Genomic DNA, 13,342 nt, shown 5'->3' with positions numbered 1-13,342 from the left:
CGCTTGCGGGCCTTTCTTCCTGCTGTGGCACCCGATGTCCATCGTGCAGTCCTGGCACGAGGCCGACCCGGACCGACGGCCGATGACGGAGGCCGTGCCGCGCACGCACACCAGCTCCGACAGGCGGATACCGCTGTGGGCGGCCATCACCGGAGGCCAGGGTGTGATCGTGCAGCTGCGGTACTCCTTCCGGCTGGACCCCCAGGCGATCCGCCGGGGCCGGTGGAAGCTGGTCAGATGGGCTCCGCACATCGGCGGAGCGGGCCCGGACGGCCGGATCGAGCTGTACGACCTGGCCACGGACATCGGCGAGCGGCGCGACCTGGCCGCCGCCCGGCCCGAGCTGGCCGAGGAGCTGCGGGCCACCCTCGACGCGGCCATCGGCGACGACCCGCGGACCCCGTACGGGCTCAGAACCGAGGTCACGGGCGGCCGGCTCGTCGTGACCCTGCACAACGGGTCGTCGGTGCCCTGGCGCGAGGTCCGCCTGGGCCTCGGCGGACGGGGCCGGGCGCGGGCGCGCACGGTCGAGCCGGGCACGGCGATCTCGGCCGGCTTCGAGCTGCCCGCCGCCGGCCGTGTCACGGCGCGGGCGGACTTCGAGGCCGGCGGGCGTGCGCACGTCTTCCGCAAGGCGGTCCCGGCCCGCTGAGCCCGGCGAAGAACCTTACTTGAACGGAATCACACTCTAGTGACAAAGAGTGATGACACGGCTACTGAAAGTTGACATTCTGGTAGCCGAACCAGTCCGTTCAGGAGGGGAACCCATGAACCTCATCACCCGCGCCGAGTGGCACGCGAAGAAGCCGAGCGCCCGCTACACCCGCGTGGCGGCGCCCAGGGGCATCAAGATCCACTACACCGGCGGGAAGATCCCGGCCGACCTCGCCGAACCCGACAACCACGAGCACTGCGTCGATCTGGTCCGTGACATCCAGCGCATGCACATGTCGGGCGGGCGCGGCGAGACCTACATCGACGTGGGCTACAACCTGGTCTGCTGCCCGCACCGGAGCATCTTCGTGGGCCGCGGCCCGCACGCGCTGCCGGCCGCCAACGGCGCCGGGCTCAACTCCGGGCACTACGCCGTGCTCGCGCTGATCGGCAACTCGGGTCTCACCGAGCCGAACGACGACCTGCTCAACGGCCTGGTCGACGCGATCGAATATCTGCGCGAGCACGGCGACGCCGGGCACGAGGTGAAGGGCCACCGCGACGGCTACGACACCTCATGCCCCGGCGAGCCGCTCTACCGCTGGGTGAAGGGGGGCGCCGAGCGCCCCTGAGACGGTCTTACGTCAGCGCGCCGACGTGGGCCAGCGCCTGCTTCAGCAGCACTCCCTGGCCGCCGGGCATCTCCTGCTGCACCATCGGCGAGGCCGCCTCCTCGGGCGTGAACCAGACCAGGTCCAGCGCGTCCTGCCGGGGCCGGCAGTCGCCCGCGACGGGAACGATGTAGGCCAGGGAGACGGCGTGCTGGCGCGGGTCGTGATAAGGCGTGACGCCGGGCGTGGGAAAATATTCGGCGACGGTGAACGGCTGCGGGGACACGGGGATGCGGGGCAGCGCCACGGGGCCGAGGTCCTTCTCCAGATGGCGCACCAGCGCGTCGCGGATCCGCTCGTTGAGCAGCACCCGGCCCGAGACCAGCGCCCGGCTGACCGTGCCGTCCGACGCGATGCGCAGCAGCAGGCCGACACGGGTGACCATGCCGGCCTCGTCGACGCGCACCGGCACGGCGTCCAGATAGAGGATCGGCAACTGGCCGCGCACCGATTCCAGTTCTTCGGGTGCGAGCCAGCCGGGCGTGGTTTCGGTCTGTTCCGTCATAGTGATCGATCGTAGTCTTACCGGCGTGCCGGGATCCGCCCGGGAAGGGTCCGGCCCGCCAGCCACGATGCCGTGCAGATCACCAGCACCAGGCCGAGAAACGGCACATAGTCCAGCATTTTCCGGTTCATCCGAGGTCACGCTCCGCTCTTGTCGTCGCCAGCCGCTTACGCTGCGGCTGGACGGTGTACTTCGGGTCGTCGGCCGACTCCATCCCGGCCCGGAAGATGCCGAACCGGGTGCACGCCGAGCCCGCCAGCAGGGCCGCGCCCGCCGCGACGGCGGCGATCCTGCTGCGGCGGCCGAGCGTGATCCCGGCCAGCGCGCCCGCCACCGACAACACCTCGCCCGCGCGCATCAGCCGGCTGCGCTTCAGCGGCTCGGCGACCGGGCCGAGCCGCCGCTCCATCCGGGCGGCGGCCACGCACTCCACGGCCACGCCCAGCACCGCCGCACGGCGGGCCGGGCCCGCCTCGGCCGGCGGCGCGGCCAGCATCCCGAGCCCGCCGGCCGCGGCGGTGGCCGAGCCGGCGAACAGGAACGGCATCTCACGGAACCCGTCGTGCCAGGCGGGGACGGCGGTGTCGCAGATCAGCGCGGCGGTGTAGGTGGCCAGCGCGGGCCCGGCGATCCCGGCGCCGATGGTGGCGGCCCGGCCCAGCCCCGGGAACAGCCCGGTCAGGTCGGTGACCGCCGCGCAGCCGGCCTGCGGCCCGTACGCGGTCAAAATCCACGTGCCGACGCTCATCGGCGAGGTCACCTTGAACACCCGCAACATGTTGACGAACCGGGCCGGCCGCCCCAGGTCGTGGATCAGCGCGTAGAGCGAGCCGCCCACCGCGCCCAGCGCGGCGACCTTGCCTGCCCTGGCCAGCCGCGGCCGGCCGGTGAGCTCCGCCGCGGCGGCCAGCGTCGAGGAGGCGCCCGCCAGGCCGCCGAGGAACAGGTAACCGGCGATGTCGGCCGCCTGCCACGGCGGCCGCTTCAGGACCGGCAGCCCGTAGTAGGAGTCGAAGTCCGCCTTCGGCACCATGAGCCGCTCACGCCGCCCCCCGGCCGAGCCCGGTGTGGCCGCACGCTCGCCGCGCAGCTCCGGCGAGCCGTCCATGCGGACGTCGGTCTGGCTCATCGATCCCTCCGCCACGCCACCGCGGCCACCCCGGCCAGCAGGCCCAGCGCCGCGACCCCCACGTGCCGCCACATCGACGGCAGATCCCTGGTGGTCACCACGGGATCGGGCGGCAGGCCGTACACCTCGGGCTGGTCGAGCAGCAGGAAGAACGCGCCCGTGCCGCCCACGCCGTCGCCGGGGTCGTGGCCGTACAGGCGGGCGGAGGTGACACCCGCCGCGCGCACCTGCTCCAGCCGCCGCCCGGCCCGCTCGCGCAGCTCGTCGAGGTCGCCGAACTGGATCGAGTCCGTCGGGCACGTCTTGGCGCAGGCGGGCTCCTGCCCGGCCTCCAGCCGGTCGTAGCACATCGTGCACTTGGCCGCCGTGCCGGTGCTCTCCCGCTTGCCGATCACCCCGAACGGGCAGGCGGGCACGCAGTAGCCGCAGCCGTTGCAGACGTCCTCCTGCACGACGACCGTACCGAACTCGGTGCGGAACAGCGACCCCGTCGGGCACACGTCCAGGCAGGCGGCGTGGGTGCAGTGCTTGCACACGTCGGAGGCCATCAGCCAGCGGAAGTCCATGTCGCCGACCCCGGGCTCCTGGTGGCCGAGCGGCAGCCGCTGCTCGACGAAGGCGACGTGCCGCCAGGTGTCGGCGCTCAGTCCCACCGTGTTGTCGTAGGACATGCCGGTGAAGGCCAGGCCGTCCTCGGGGACGGCGTTCCACTCCTTGCACGCCACCTCGCACGCCTTGCAGCCGATGCAGACGCTGGTGTCGGTGAAGAACCCGACGCGCCCGGGAGCGAGCTTCTCGTCCAGGTCGAAGCCCATGGCTCAGACCTCCGTTCCGGTGCGCGCGGTCACGCCGGCGCGTTCCTGGTAGGACCGGACGAGCTCGGGCAGCGCGGGCCCGCGTGGTCTGCGCCCTGGGCGGATGTCCGCCGACAGGGCCTTGACCTCCTGGATGTGGGAGTTGGGGTCCAGCGAGATGGCCGACAGCTCGTTGGCCGCGTCGCCCGTGGCCAGGCCGTTGGGCCCGTAGTGGAAGGGCAGCCCGATCTGGTGCAGGACCCGCCCGTTCAGGTGCAGCGACGGGACCCGGTCGGTGACCATGACCCGGGCCTCGATGGCGTTGCGCGCGGTGACGATCGTGGCCCAGTCGCCGTGCACCAGGCCGCGCTCGGCCGCCAGCGCGGGCGACACCTCGCAGAACATCTCCGGCTGCAACTCCGCCAGGTACGGCGTGTGCCGGCTCATGCCGCCCGCCGTGAAGTGCTCGGTCAGCCGGTACGTCGTCACCACGTACGGGTAGACCGACGCCCCCGGCTCGTCCCCGCTCGGCTGGTAGCGGTTGTTCTCGTGCGGATAGAGCCTGCGGGCCGGGTTGCGCTGCTGCCCGTACACCGGGTTGGCCACCGGCGAGTCCTGCGGCTCGTAGTGCGTGGGCAGCGGCCCGTCCACCACCCCCGAGGGCGCGAACAGCCAGCCCTTGCCGTCGGCCTGCATGATGAACGGATCGATGCCCGAGATCGCCGCCTCGCCCGTCGCGCCCGGCGGCGGCCGGTAGCCGGGGCTCTTGCCCGCCTCGAAGTCGGGCACGTCGAAGCCGGTCCACGTGCCCGCGTCGCCGTCCCACCAGACGAGCTTCTTGCGCTCGCTCCACGGGGCGCCGTCCGGCCTGGCCGAGGCCCGGTTGTAGAGCACCCGCCGGTTGTCCGGCCAGGCCCACGCCCACTCGGCGGCGATCCAGTCCTGCTCGGCGGCCGGCTTGCGGCGGGCCGCCCGGTTGACGCCGCCGGCGTACACGCCGCTGTAGATCCAGCAGCCGCAGGAGGTGGAGCCGTCGCTCTTCAGCTCGCCGTAGCCGGACAGCGGCCGCCCCTGCGCGTCCCAGCCGTTGATCTCGGCCAGCACCGACTCGGCGGACGGCTCGGCGAGCTCGCCCTCGACCGGGTAGTCCCAGGTGAGGTCCAGCACCGGCGCGTCCATCGGATCCGTGGAGCCCGTCAGCTTCTCCCTGATGACGCGGCCCAGGTGGTACATGAACCACAGGTCGCTGCGCGCGTCACCGGTCGGCTCGACGGCCTGGTGGTGCCACTGGAGCAGCCGGTTGGTGTTGGTGAAGCTGCCGTTCTTCTCGGTGTGCGCGGCCGCGGGGAAGAAGAACACCTCGGTGCCGATGCCGGCGGTGGTCAGCTCGCCGGTCTCGATCTCCGGGCCGTCCTTCCACCAGGTGGCGCTCTCGATCAGGTTGAAGTCGCGCACCACCAGCCAGTCGAGCGCGGCCATGCCCAGGCGCTGCATCTTGGCGTTGGCCGAGCCGACCGCCGGGTTCTCACCGAGCAGCAGGTAGCCCTTGCAGGTACCTTCGAGCTGCGCCAGGACCGTGTCGTAGGTGCTGTGCGACCCCGTCAGCCTGGGCAGGTAGCCGAAGCGGAAGTCGTTGTCCGGCCGCGCGGACTCGCCCCACCACGCCTTGAGCAGGCTGACCAGGTAGGACGGCATGTTGTCCCAGGAGCCCTTGTGCGGCGCGTCGGCGCGCAGGAACTCGCGCAGGTGCTCATGCTCGTGCGCGTGCGGCATCGGGATGTAGCCGGGCAGCAGGTTGAACAGCGTCGGGATGTCGCTGGAGCCCTGGATGCTGGCGTGCCCGCGCAGCGCCTGGATGCCGCCGCCGGGCCGGCCGATGTTGCCGAGCAGCAACTGCAGGATGCTCGCCGCCCGGATGAACTGCGAGCCGTCGCTGTGCTGCGTCCAGCCCACCGCGTACACGAAGTCGGCGGTCTTGTCCGGCCCGGAGTTCTCCGTCAGGTGCCGGCACACCTGCTCGAACAGGTGCCGCGGCACCCCGCAGACCCGCTCGACCATCTCCGGCGTGTAGCGGGCGTAGTGGCGGCGCAGGACCTGCAGGACGCAGCGCGGATGGCGCAGCGTCTCGTCGCGCTCCGGCATGCCCTCCAGCGGCACGCCGGTGCCGCCGAGCATCTCGCCGCGGCCCGGCGGCTGCGGGCCCGGCGGCTGCGGGCCGGCCTGCCGGGCGTGGTCCTCGTCCCGCGCGCCCTGGTACTGCCAGCTCTCGTCGTCGTAGCGGCGGGTCTCGGCGTCGAAGCCGGAGAACACGCCGTCGAGGTCCTCGGCGTCGCGGTAGTCCTCGCGCAGGATGGCGGCCGCGTTGGTGTAGTGGAGCACGTAGTCGCGGAAGTACAGCTCGTTCGCCAGCACGTGGTTGATGATCGCGCCGAGGAAGGCCACGTCGGAGCCCGCCCGGATGGGCACGTGCAGGTCGGCCAGCGCGCTGGTGCGGGTGAAGCGCGGATCGACGTGGATGATCACCGCGCCGCGCGCCTTGGCCTCCATCACCCACTGGAAGCCCACCGGATGCGCCTCGGCGAAGTTGGAGCCCTGGATGACCACGCAGTCGGAGTGCTGCAGGTCCTGCATGAACGTGGTCGCCCCGCCCCGGCCGAACGACGTGCCGAGCCCCACCACGGTCGAGCTGTGGCACACGCGCGCCTGGTTCTCGATCTGGATCACGCCGAGCGCCGTCAGCAGCTTCTTGATGAGGTAGTTCTCCTCGTTGTCCAGCGTGGCGCCGCCCAGGCTGGCGATCCCCATCGTCCGGGAGACGCGCCTGCCGTCGTGCTCCTGCTCCCACGTCGCGCGCCGGGTGGCGATGATCCGGTCGGCGACCATGTCCAGGGCCGTGGCCAGGTCGATCTCCTGCCAGTCCGCGGCGCCCGGCGGCCGGTAGAGCGTCTGGTGGCGGCGGCCGGAGGCGGTGGTGAGCTGCAGGGAGGCCGAACCCTTCGGGCACAGCCGGCCGCGGCTGATGGGGGAGTCGGGGTCGCCCTCGATCTGGACCACTTTCTCATCCCGTACGTACACGTTCTGGGCACAGCCCACCGCGCAGTACGGGCACACCGACTTGACCACCCGGTCGGCCTCGGACGTACGGGCACGCAGCCGCGCGGTCTTGGCCGACTTCACCGCCGGCCCCCGCCCGGTACGGTCCTTGCCGGTCAGCTGCCGCAGCAGCGGCCACCCGAAATCCATGACGCCCCCCGATGCCCCTGGTCCGCTTCCTGCCCTCGCCCTGCCGGGCGAAAACCGGAAAACGCAGGTCAGAGGGGGTCAGAAGACGCGGGAGGCGGCCTTGTCCCACGCGCCGCCGTCGCCGGACGGCTCGTAGCGGCGCAGCGGCTCGGCGGCGGCGACCAGCGAGCGCATCTCCTCCAGCCCGGAGACCAGCCCGGCCGCGCGGGCCTGCACCAGCACGTTGCCGAACGTCGTCGCCTCGGCCGGACCGGCCACCACCGGCAGCCCGCAGGCGTCGGCGGTCAACTGGCACAGCAGCTCGTTCCGCGACCCGCCGCCGACCAGGTGGACGACCTCGACGTCGCGTCCCGACAACTCCATCGCCTGCCGCACGGCCCGCCGGTGCCCGAGCGCCAGGCTCTCCAGCACACACCGCGTGAACGCCGCCGGCGACGACGGCGGGCGCTGCCCGGTGCGCCGGCACTCGGCCGCGATCCTGGCCGGCATGTCGCCCGGCGGCAGGAACACGGGCTCGTCCGGGTTCACCACGGCGGCGAACGGCCGCTCGCCCGCCGCGGCCTTCAACAGGTCGGCCAGGTCCGAGCCCGGCCAGGCGCGCAGGCACTCCTGCAGCAACCACAGGCCCATCACGTTGCGCAGGTAGCGGACGGTGCCGTCGATGCCGGCCTCGTTGGTGAAGTTCGCGGCGCGGCTCTCGGGGGTCAGCACCGGGCCGGGCAGCTCCACCCCGGCCAGCGACCACGTGCCGCAGGAGACGTAGGCGAAGGCCGCGCCCGTGGCGGGCACCGCGGCCACGGCCGAGGCGGTGTCGTGGGAGGCGACCGCCCGCACGGGCGCCGACCAGCCGATCTCCGCGGCCACGTCGCGCCGCAGGCCGCCGAGCGCGTCGCCGGGCTGCCGCAACGGCGGGAACAACCCGGCGGGCAGGCCGAGCCGCTCGATCAGCGGCGTGGCCCACGCCCTGGTGCGCACGTCGAGCAGCCCCGTCGTCGAGGCGTTGGTCACCTCGGCGCCCACCTCGCCGGTGAGCCAGTAGCCGAGCAGGTCGGGGATCAGCAGCAGGGTCGCCGCCTCGTCGAGGCGGTCGGCCAGCAACTGGTAGAGGGTGTTGAACGGCAGCACCTGCAGGCCGGAGACCTCGTACAGCGCCGCCGCGCCGACGGTCTCGGCCACCTGGTCCGAGACGCCCCGGGTGCGGTCGTCGCGGTAGTGCACCGGGTTGCCGAGCAGCGCGCCCGACTCGTCGAGCAGGCCGTAGTCGACCGCCCAGGCGTCCACGCCGATGGAGGCGACCGGTCCCGCGTGGCGCAGGCCGGTGAGGATCTCGCGGTACAGGCCCAGGATGTCCCAGTGGAGGCGGCCCGACACGCGGACCGGGCCGTTGGGGAAGCGGTGCGCCTCCGTCAGCCGCAGACCGTCGGACAGGTCGGCCAGCATGACCCGGCCGCTGGAGGCACCCAGGTCGACGGCGGCGAAACGGCTCATTGGGTGGACTCCCTGGCGATGAGCTCCGGCTGGAACATGATGTGCTGGTGGGCGTGCGTCTCGGGGTTGTCGCACTCGTCGAGCAGCAGCTCGGTGGCGATGCGGCCGAGCTGGTAGGTCGGCTGGCGCATGGAACTGAGCGACACGGTCGAGGCCGCGGCGAAGTCGATGTCGTCGTAACCCATCAGGGCCACGTCCTCGGGCACCCGCACCCCGGCGCGCAGCAGCGCCCGCAGCACGCCGAGCGCGAGCAGGTCGTTGGCGCAGAAGATCGCCTCGGGCAGGCCCTTGGCGATGAGGTCGCCGGCCGCCTTCTCGCCGCCCCGGGCGGTCATCGTGTTCGACTCGGAGATCCGCAGGTCGGCGGGGTCGAGCCCGATGCCGCGCATCGCCGCCTTCGCGCCCTCCCTGCGCTCGGCGCACTGCCTGATGCTCAGCGGGCCGGTGACGTAGGCGATGGTGGCCGCGCCCTTGGACAGCAGGTGCGTGACCGCGGCCCGGCCGCCCGCCACGTCGTCCACGGCCACCGCGCACTGGTCGGGCCGGTGCGCGGGATGGTCGACGAGGACCACGCTGATGCCGTGGCCGCGCAGCCGCTCCAGCCGGGCCGGGTCCTCGCCGGAGGGCGTGATCAGCACGCCGCGCACCCGGTGCTCGGCCAGCACCCGCAGGTTGCGGTCCTCCTTGTCCTGCGAGCCCGCCGAGTTGCCCAGGATGACGGCGTAACCGAGCTCGCTGGCGACGTCCTCGACCCCGGCCGCGACCTCGGTGAAGAACGGGTTGCCGATGTCGATCACGCTCAGGCCGATCGTCCTGCTGTAGCCCGCGCGCAGCGTGGAGGCCGAGCCATGGCGGACGAAGCCCAGATCGCTGATGGCGGCCTCCACCCGCTCCCTGGTGGCGGGGGCGACTTTGGCCGGCCGGTTCAGTACGTTGGAGACCGTGCCCGGGGAGACGCCGGCGAGGGCGGCGACGTCCTTGATGCTGACCATGGCCATGGGGCCCAATTAAAACGTACTAATGCATTGCGCGCCAGTCGCGGCACCGGTGGGCGGGGCGGCGCGCGGTGACCGCGCCGCAGACACGGACCCTGGCGGCGCGCTGAAAGTAAAACGTTCTACTAGGGGGCGCATCGAGTCGCCATCGCCGCCGCGCCGCGCACGCCCACGTCTGCGCTGTCAGCGAGAACCCGCCGCCGGGCGCGGCCGGGACTTGTGCGGCCAGGTGGGGGAACGTTTTAATCCCCGGTAAACGCTGGCGCAACAAACTGTGAGCGCTCACAGTGACCCCGAAAGGCAGGCCTCATGCCGGACGTCATCGCCTATGGCGGGGACTGGACCCCCGAGCAGTGGCCCGAGGAGACGTGGGAGCAGGACGTCGCGCTGATGCGCGAGGCCGGCGTCAACCGGGTCAGCGTCGGCATCTTCGCCTGGTCCATGCTGGAGCCGGCCGAGGGCGTGTTCGACTTCGGCTGGTTCGACCGCGTGCTGGATCTGCTGGCCGCCAACGGCATCGGCGCGAACCTGGCCACCCCCACCGCCGCCCCGCCACCCTGGTTCGGCGACGCCTACCCGCAGGCGCTGCCGGTGGACGCCGACGGCCGGCGGCTGCACCACGGCAGCAGGCAGGGCTTCTGCCCCAGCTCGCCGATCTACCGCGAGAAGGCGCTGCGCGTCGCCGAGCAGGTGGCCACCCGCTACCGCGACCATCCGGCGCTGGTCATGTGGCACGTGCACAACGAGTACGGCTGCCACAACGCCCGCTGCTACTGCGACACCTCGGCCGCGGCCTTCCGCGCCTGGCTGCGCGCGCACTACGCCGGCCTGGACGCGCTCAACGAGGCGTGGGGCACCGCGTTCTGGTCCCAGCGCTACAGCGACTGGGCCCAGATCGTGCCGCCGCGGGCCACCCCCAGCTTCACCAACCCGGGCCAGCAGCTCGACTTCCGCCGGTTCAGCTCCGACGCGCTCGTCGAGCTCTACTCCGCCGAACGCGACCTGCTCAGACGGCTCGCGCCCGGCGTCCCCGCGACCACGAACCTGATGGCCGGCGCGCACTGGGACATGGACTGCTGGGCCTTCGCCGCCGAGCTGGACGTGGTCTCCACCGACCACTACCTGATCGGCGCCCGCCCCGAGCCGCACGTCGACCTGGCCTTCGCCGCCGACTACGCCCGCTCGCTGAACGGCGGCCGGCCCTGGCTGCTCATGGAGCACTCGACCAGCGCGGTCAACTGGCAGCCGCGCAACCTCGCCAAGAGCCCCGGCGAGCTGCGCCGCAACTCCCTGCAGCACCTGGCCAGGGGCGCCGACGGGATCATGTTCTTCCAGTGGCGGGCCTCGCGGGCCGGCGCCGAGAAGTGGCACTCGGCGATGGTGCCGCACGCGGGGACCGACACCAAGATCTGGCGCGAGGTGAGCGCGCTCGGCGCCGAGCTGGCCGGGCTGGCCGGCGTGACCGGCAGCACCGTGCGGGCCGAGGTCGCGATCCTCCTCGACCACGCCAGTGTCTGGGCCCAGGACCATCCCGCCCAGCCGGCGGCCGACCTGGACCCGGTGGAGGAGGCCAAGCGCTGGCACGCCGCCCTCTGGCGGGCCGGCGTCACCTGCGACCTGGCCCATCCCGAAGGCGACCTGACCGGTTACCGCCTGGTGCTGGTGCCCGCGCTCTACCTGGTGAGCGATGCGGGGGCGGCCGGCCTGGAGGAGTTCACCCGGCGGGGCGGGGTGGTGCTGGTGGGTCCGTACAGCGGGATCGTGGACGAGCACGACCGGGTGCGCCTGGGCGGCTACCCCGGCGCGTGGCGCGACCTGCTCGGCGTGAGCGTCGAGGAGTTCTTCCCGCTGGACGGGCCGATCGCGCTCGAATCCGGGGCGACGGGCGGCGTCTGGAGCGAGCTGGCGCACGTCACCAGCGCCAAGGTCCTCGACACCTACGCCACCGGCGAGCCCGCCTGGACCCGTAACCAGTGGGGCGACGGGGCCGCGCACTACCTGACCACCAGGCTCGACGACGACGCTCTGGCGGAGGTCCTCGCCACGGTCTGCGCGGAGGCGGGCGCCTGGCCGGTCGCCGAGGCCGCGCCGGGGGTGGAGGTGGTGCGGCGCTCGCACGCCGACGGCCGCTCCTACCTGTTCGCGATCAACCACACGGAGCAGGACGCGGTCGTGCGGCCGGCCGAGGGCGAGCCGGTCGTGGTGCCGGCGGGCGACGTCCGCGTCATCGTCGGTCAACCCCTAGCGCGTTAAAACGTGTCACCGTTCCGGCGGCAGCCCGCCCCGTATCGGGGGCGGGCATCACATTGACAGCGAGCACCAGGAATCGTAGTTTCCTGGCGAAGGATTAAAACGTTTTGAAGGAGGTGCCCGTGCAGCGCGTCTGCTTCCTGCTGAAGGTCCGCCCGGAGCGGCTGGCCGAGTACCGGGAACGCCACCGGGACGTCTGGCCGGAGATGCGAGAGGCGCTCGCGAGCACCGGCTGGCACAACTACTCGCTCTTCCTCAACGACGACGGCCTGCTCGTGGGCTACCTGGAGACCGACGACTTCGAGGCCGCCAAGAAGGCCATGGCCGAGACCGAGGTCAACGCCCGCTGGCAGGCCGAGATGGCGCCGTTCTTCGAACGTCTCGACGGCCGTCCCGACGAGGGCATGCACCCGCTGGACGAAGTGTTCCACCTGGATTGATCGGGGAGTAATGACAGACATCAAGGCCGCGCTGCGGGCGCAGCACATCGAGACGCCATCCTGGGCGTTCGGCAACAGCGGCACGAGGTTCAAGGTGTTCGCCCAGAAGGGGGTGCCGCGCGACCCGTACGAGAAGCTGGCCGACGCCGCCCAGGTGCACGCCTACACGGGGATCGCGCCCACGGTCGCCCTGCACATTCCGTGGGACAAGGTGGACGACTACGCCGACCTGGCCGCCCATGCCCGCGACCTGGGCGTGGGCATCGGCGCGATCAACTCCAACGTCTTCCAGGACGACGACTACATGCTCGGCAGCGTCACCCACCCGGACGCGCGGGTCCGCAGGAAGGCGACCGACCACCTGCTGGAGTGCGTGGACATCATGGACGCCACCGGCTCAGGCACGCTGAAGTTGTGGTTCTCCGACGGCATCAACTACCCGGGCCAGGACGACATCCGCGCCCGCCAGGACCGCCTGGCCGAGTCGCTGGCGCAGGTCTATGCCCGGCTCGGCGAGGACCAGCGCTTCCTGCTGGAGTACAAGCTGTTCGAGCCCGCCTTCTACGCCACCGACGTGCCCGACTGGGGCACCGCGTACGCGCACTGCGTCAAGCTCGGCCCCAAGGCGCAGGTCGTCGTGGACACCGGCCACCACGCGCCGGGCACCAACATCGAGTTCATCGTGGCGTTCCTGCTGCGCGAGGGGAAGCTCGGCGGCTTCGACTTCAACTCCCGCTTCTACGCCGACGACGACCTGATGGTGGGGGCGGCGGACCCGTTCCAGCTCTTCCGCATCATGTACGAGGTGGTGCGCGGCGGCGGCCTGGACCCCGCGAACAACGTGGCGTTCATGCTGGACCAGTGCCACAACATCGAGCCCAAGATCCCGGGCCAGATCCGCTCGGTCATGAACGTGCAGGAGGCCACCGCCAAGGCGCTGCTGGTCGACGCCGGGGCGCTGGCCGCCGCGCAGTCCGAGGGTGACGTGCTGGGCGCGAACGCGGTCGTCATGGACGCCTACAACACCGACGTGCGGCCGCTGCTGGCCGAGCTGCGGCAGGAGTCGGGACTGGCGCCCGACCCGATGGCCGCCTACGCCAAGTCCGGATACTTCGACAAGATCGCCACCGAGCGCGTCGGCGGCAACCAGGCCGGCTGGGGAGCCTGACACAC

The 13,342-nt window shown here is 72.1% G+C and carries 11 protein-coding genes; 5 read left to right on the top strand and 6 right to left on the bottom strand.

Annotated features, from left to right (window positions below):
- Positions 1-34 precede the first annotated feature (34 nt).
- Both ACWD0F_RS47205 and ACWD0F_RS47200 read left to right on the top strand, forming a co-directional pair.
- Positions 35-652: a hypothetical protein gene (locus ACWD0F_RS47205; protein WP_449888966.1), complete on the top strand. Its 618-nt coding sequence runs from the start codon at positions 35-37 to the stop codon at positions 650-652.
- Positions 653-767: 115 nt separating this feature from the next.
- Entirely contained in the window at positions 768-1,286 is a 519-nt protein-coding gene (locus ACWD0F_RS47200) for a peptidoglycan recognition protein family protein (protein WP_449888965.1), read from the top strand.
- 7 nt (positions 1,287-1,293) lie between these two features.
- Here ACWD0F_RS47200 and ACWD0F_RS47195 read toward each other — a convergent pair whose 3' ends face one another.
- The 6 genes from ACWD0F_RS47195 to ACWD0F_RS47170 all read right to left on the bottom strand — a co-directional run bounded on the left by ACWD0F_RS47195 (position 1,294) and on the right by ACWD0F_RS47170 (position 9,482).
- The gene (locus ACWD0F_RS47195; RefSeq protein WP_449888963.1) at positions 1,294-1,830 is read right to left on the bottom strand and encodes an NUDIX hydrolase family protein; all 537 of its coding nucleotides are present in this window, start codon (positions 1,828-1,830) and stop codon (positions 1,294-1,296) included.
- A gap of 127 nt (positions 1,831-1,957) precedes the next feature.
- Positions 1,958-2,959: an NrfD/PsrC family molybdoenzyme membrane anchor subunit gene (gene nrfD, locus ACWD0F_RS47190; protein ID WP_449888961.1), complete on the bottom strand. Its 1,002-nt coding sequence runs from the start codon at positions 2,957-2,959 to the stop codon at positions 1,958-1,960.
- Complete coding sequence (locus tag ACWD0F_RS47185; protein ID WP_449888959.1) at positions 2,956-3,774, bottom strand: 4Fe-4S dicluster domain-containing protein; 819 nt, start codon at positions 3,772-3,774, stop codon at positions 2,956-2,958. Before ACWD0F_RS47185 ends, nrfD begins: the two co-directional genes overlap by 4 nt.
- 3 nt (positions 3,775-3,777) lie before the next feature.
- Positions 3,778-6,996, bottom strand: a complete 3,219-nt coding sequence (fdh, locus tag ACWD0F_RS47180) for a formate dehydrogenase (RefSeq protein WP_449888957.1) — start codon at positions 6,994-6,996, stop codon at positions 3,778-3,780.
- Positions 6,997-7,074: 78 nt separating this feature from the next.
- On the bottom strand, positions 7,075-8,484 hold the full coding sequence (locus ACWD0F_RS47175) for a rhamnulokinase (RefSeq protein WP_449888955.1): 1,410 nt from the start codon (positions 8,482-8,484) through the stop codon (positions 7,075-7,077).
- Positions 8,481-9,482: a LacI family DNA-binding transcriptional regulator gene (locus ACWD0F_RS47170; RefSeq protein ID WP_449888953.1), complete on the bottom strand. Its 1,002-nt coding sequence runs from the start codon at positions 9,480-9,482 to the stop codon at positions 8,481-8,483. Before ACWD0F_RS47170 ends, ACWD0F_RS47175 begins: the two co-directional genes overlap by 4 nt.
- A 306-nt stretch (positions 9,483-9,788) precedes the next feature.
- Here ACWD0F_RS47170 and ACWD0F_RS47165 point away from each other — a divergent pair, with 306 nt between their 5' ends.
- From ACWD0F_RS47165 to rhaI, 3 genes are all read left to right on the top strand, one after another.
- Positions 9,789-11,732, top strand: a complete 1,944-nt coding sequence (locus ACWD0F_RS47165) for a beta-galactosidase (RefSeq protein ID WP_449888951.1) — start codon at positions 9,789-9,791, stop codon at positions 11,730-11,732.
- Between the two features lie 119 nt (positions 11,733-11,851).
- Entirely contained in the window at positions 11,852-12,169 is a 318-nt protein-coding gene (locus ACWD0F_RS47160; protein ID WP_449888949.1) for an L-rhamnose mutarotase, read from the top strand.
- Between the two features lie 10 nt (positions 12,170-12,179).
- Positions 12,180-13,337 (top strand): L-rhamnose isomerase, encoded by a 1,158-nt coding sequence (gene rhaI, locus ACWD0F_RS47155; RefSeq protein ID WP_449888947.1) that lies wholly within the window; start codon positions 12,180-12,182, stop codon positions 13,335-13,337.
- The last annotated feature ends 5 nt before the right edge of the window (positions 13,338-13,342 follow it).

This window comes from Nonomuraea sp. NPDC002799 (genome assembly GCF_053592075.1).
Note: the sequence above shows the minus strand (reverse complement) of the source record. Positions and strands in the feature narration are given on the sequence as shown.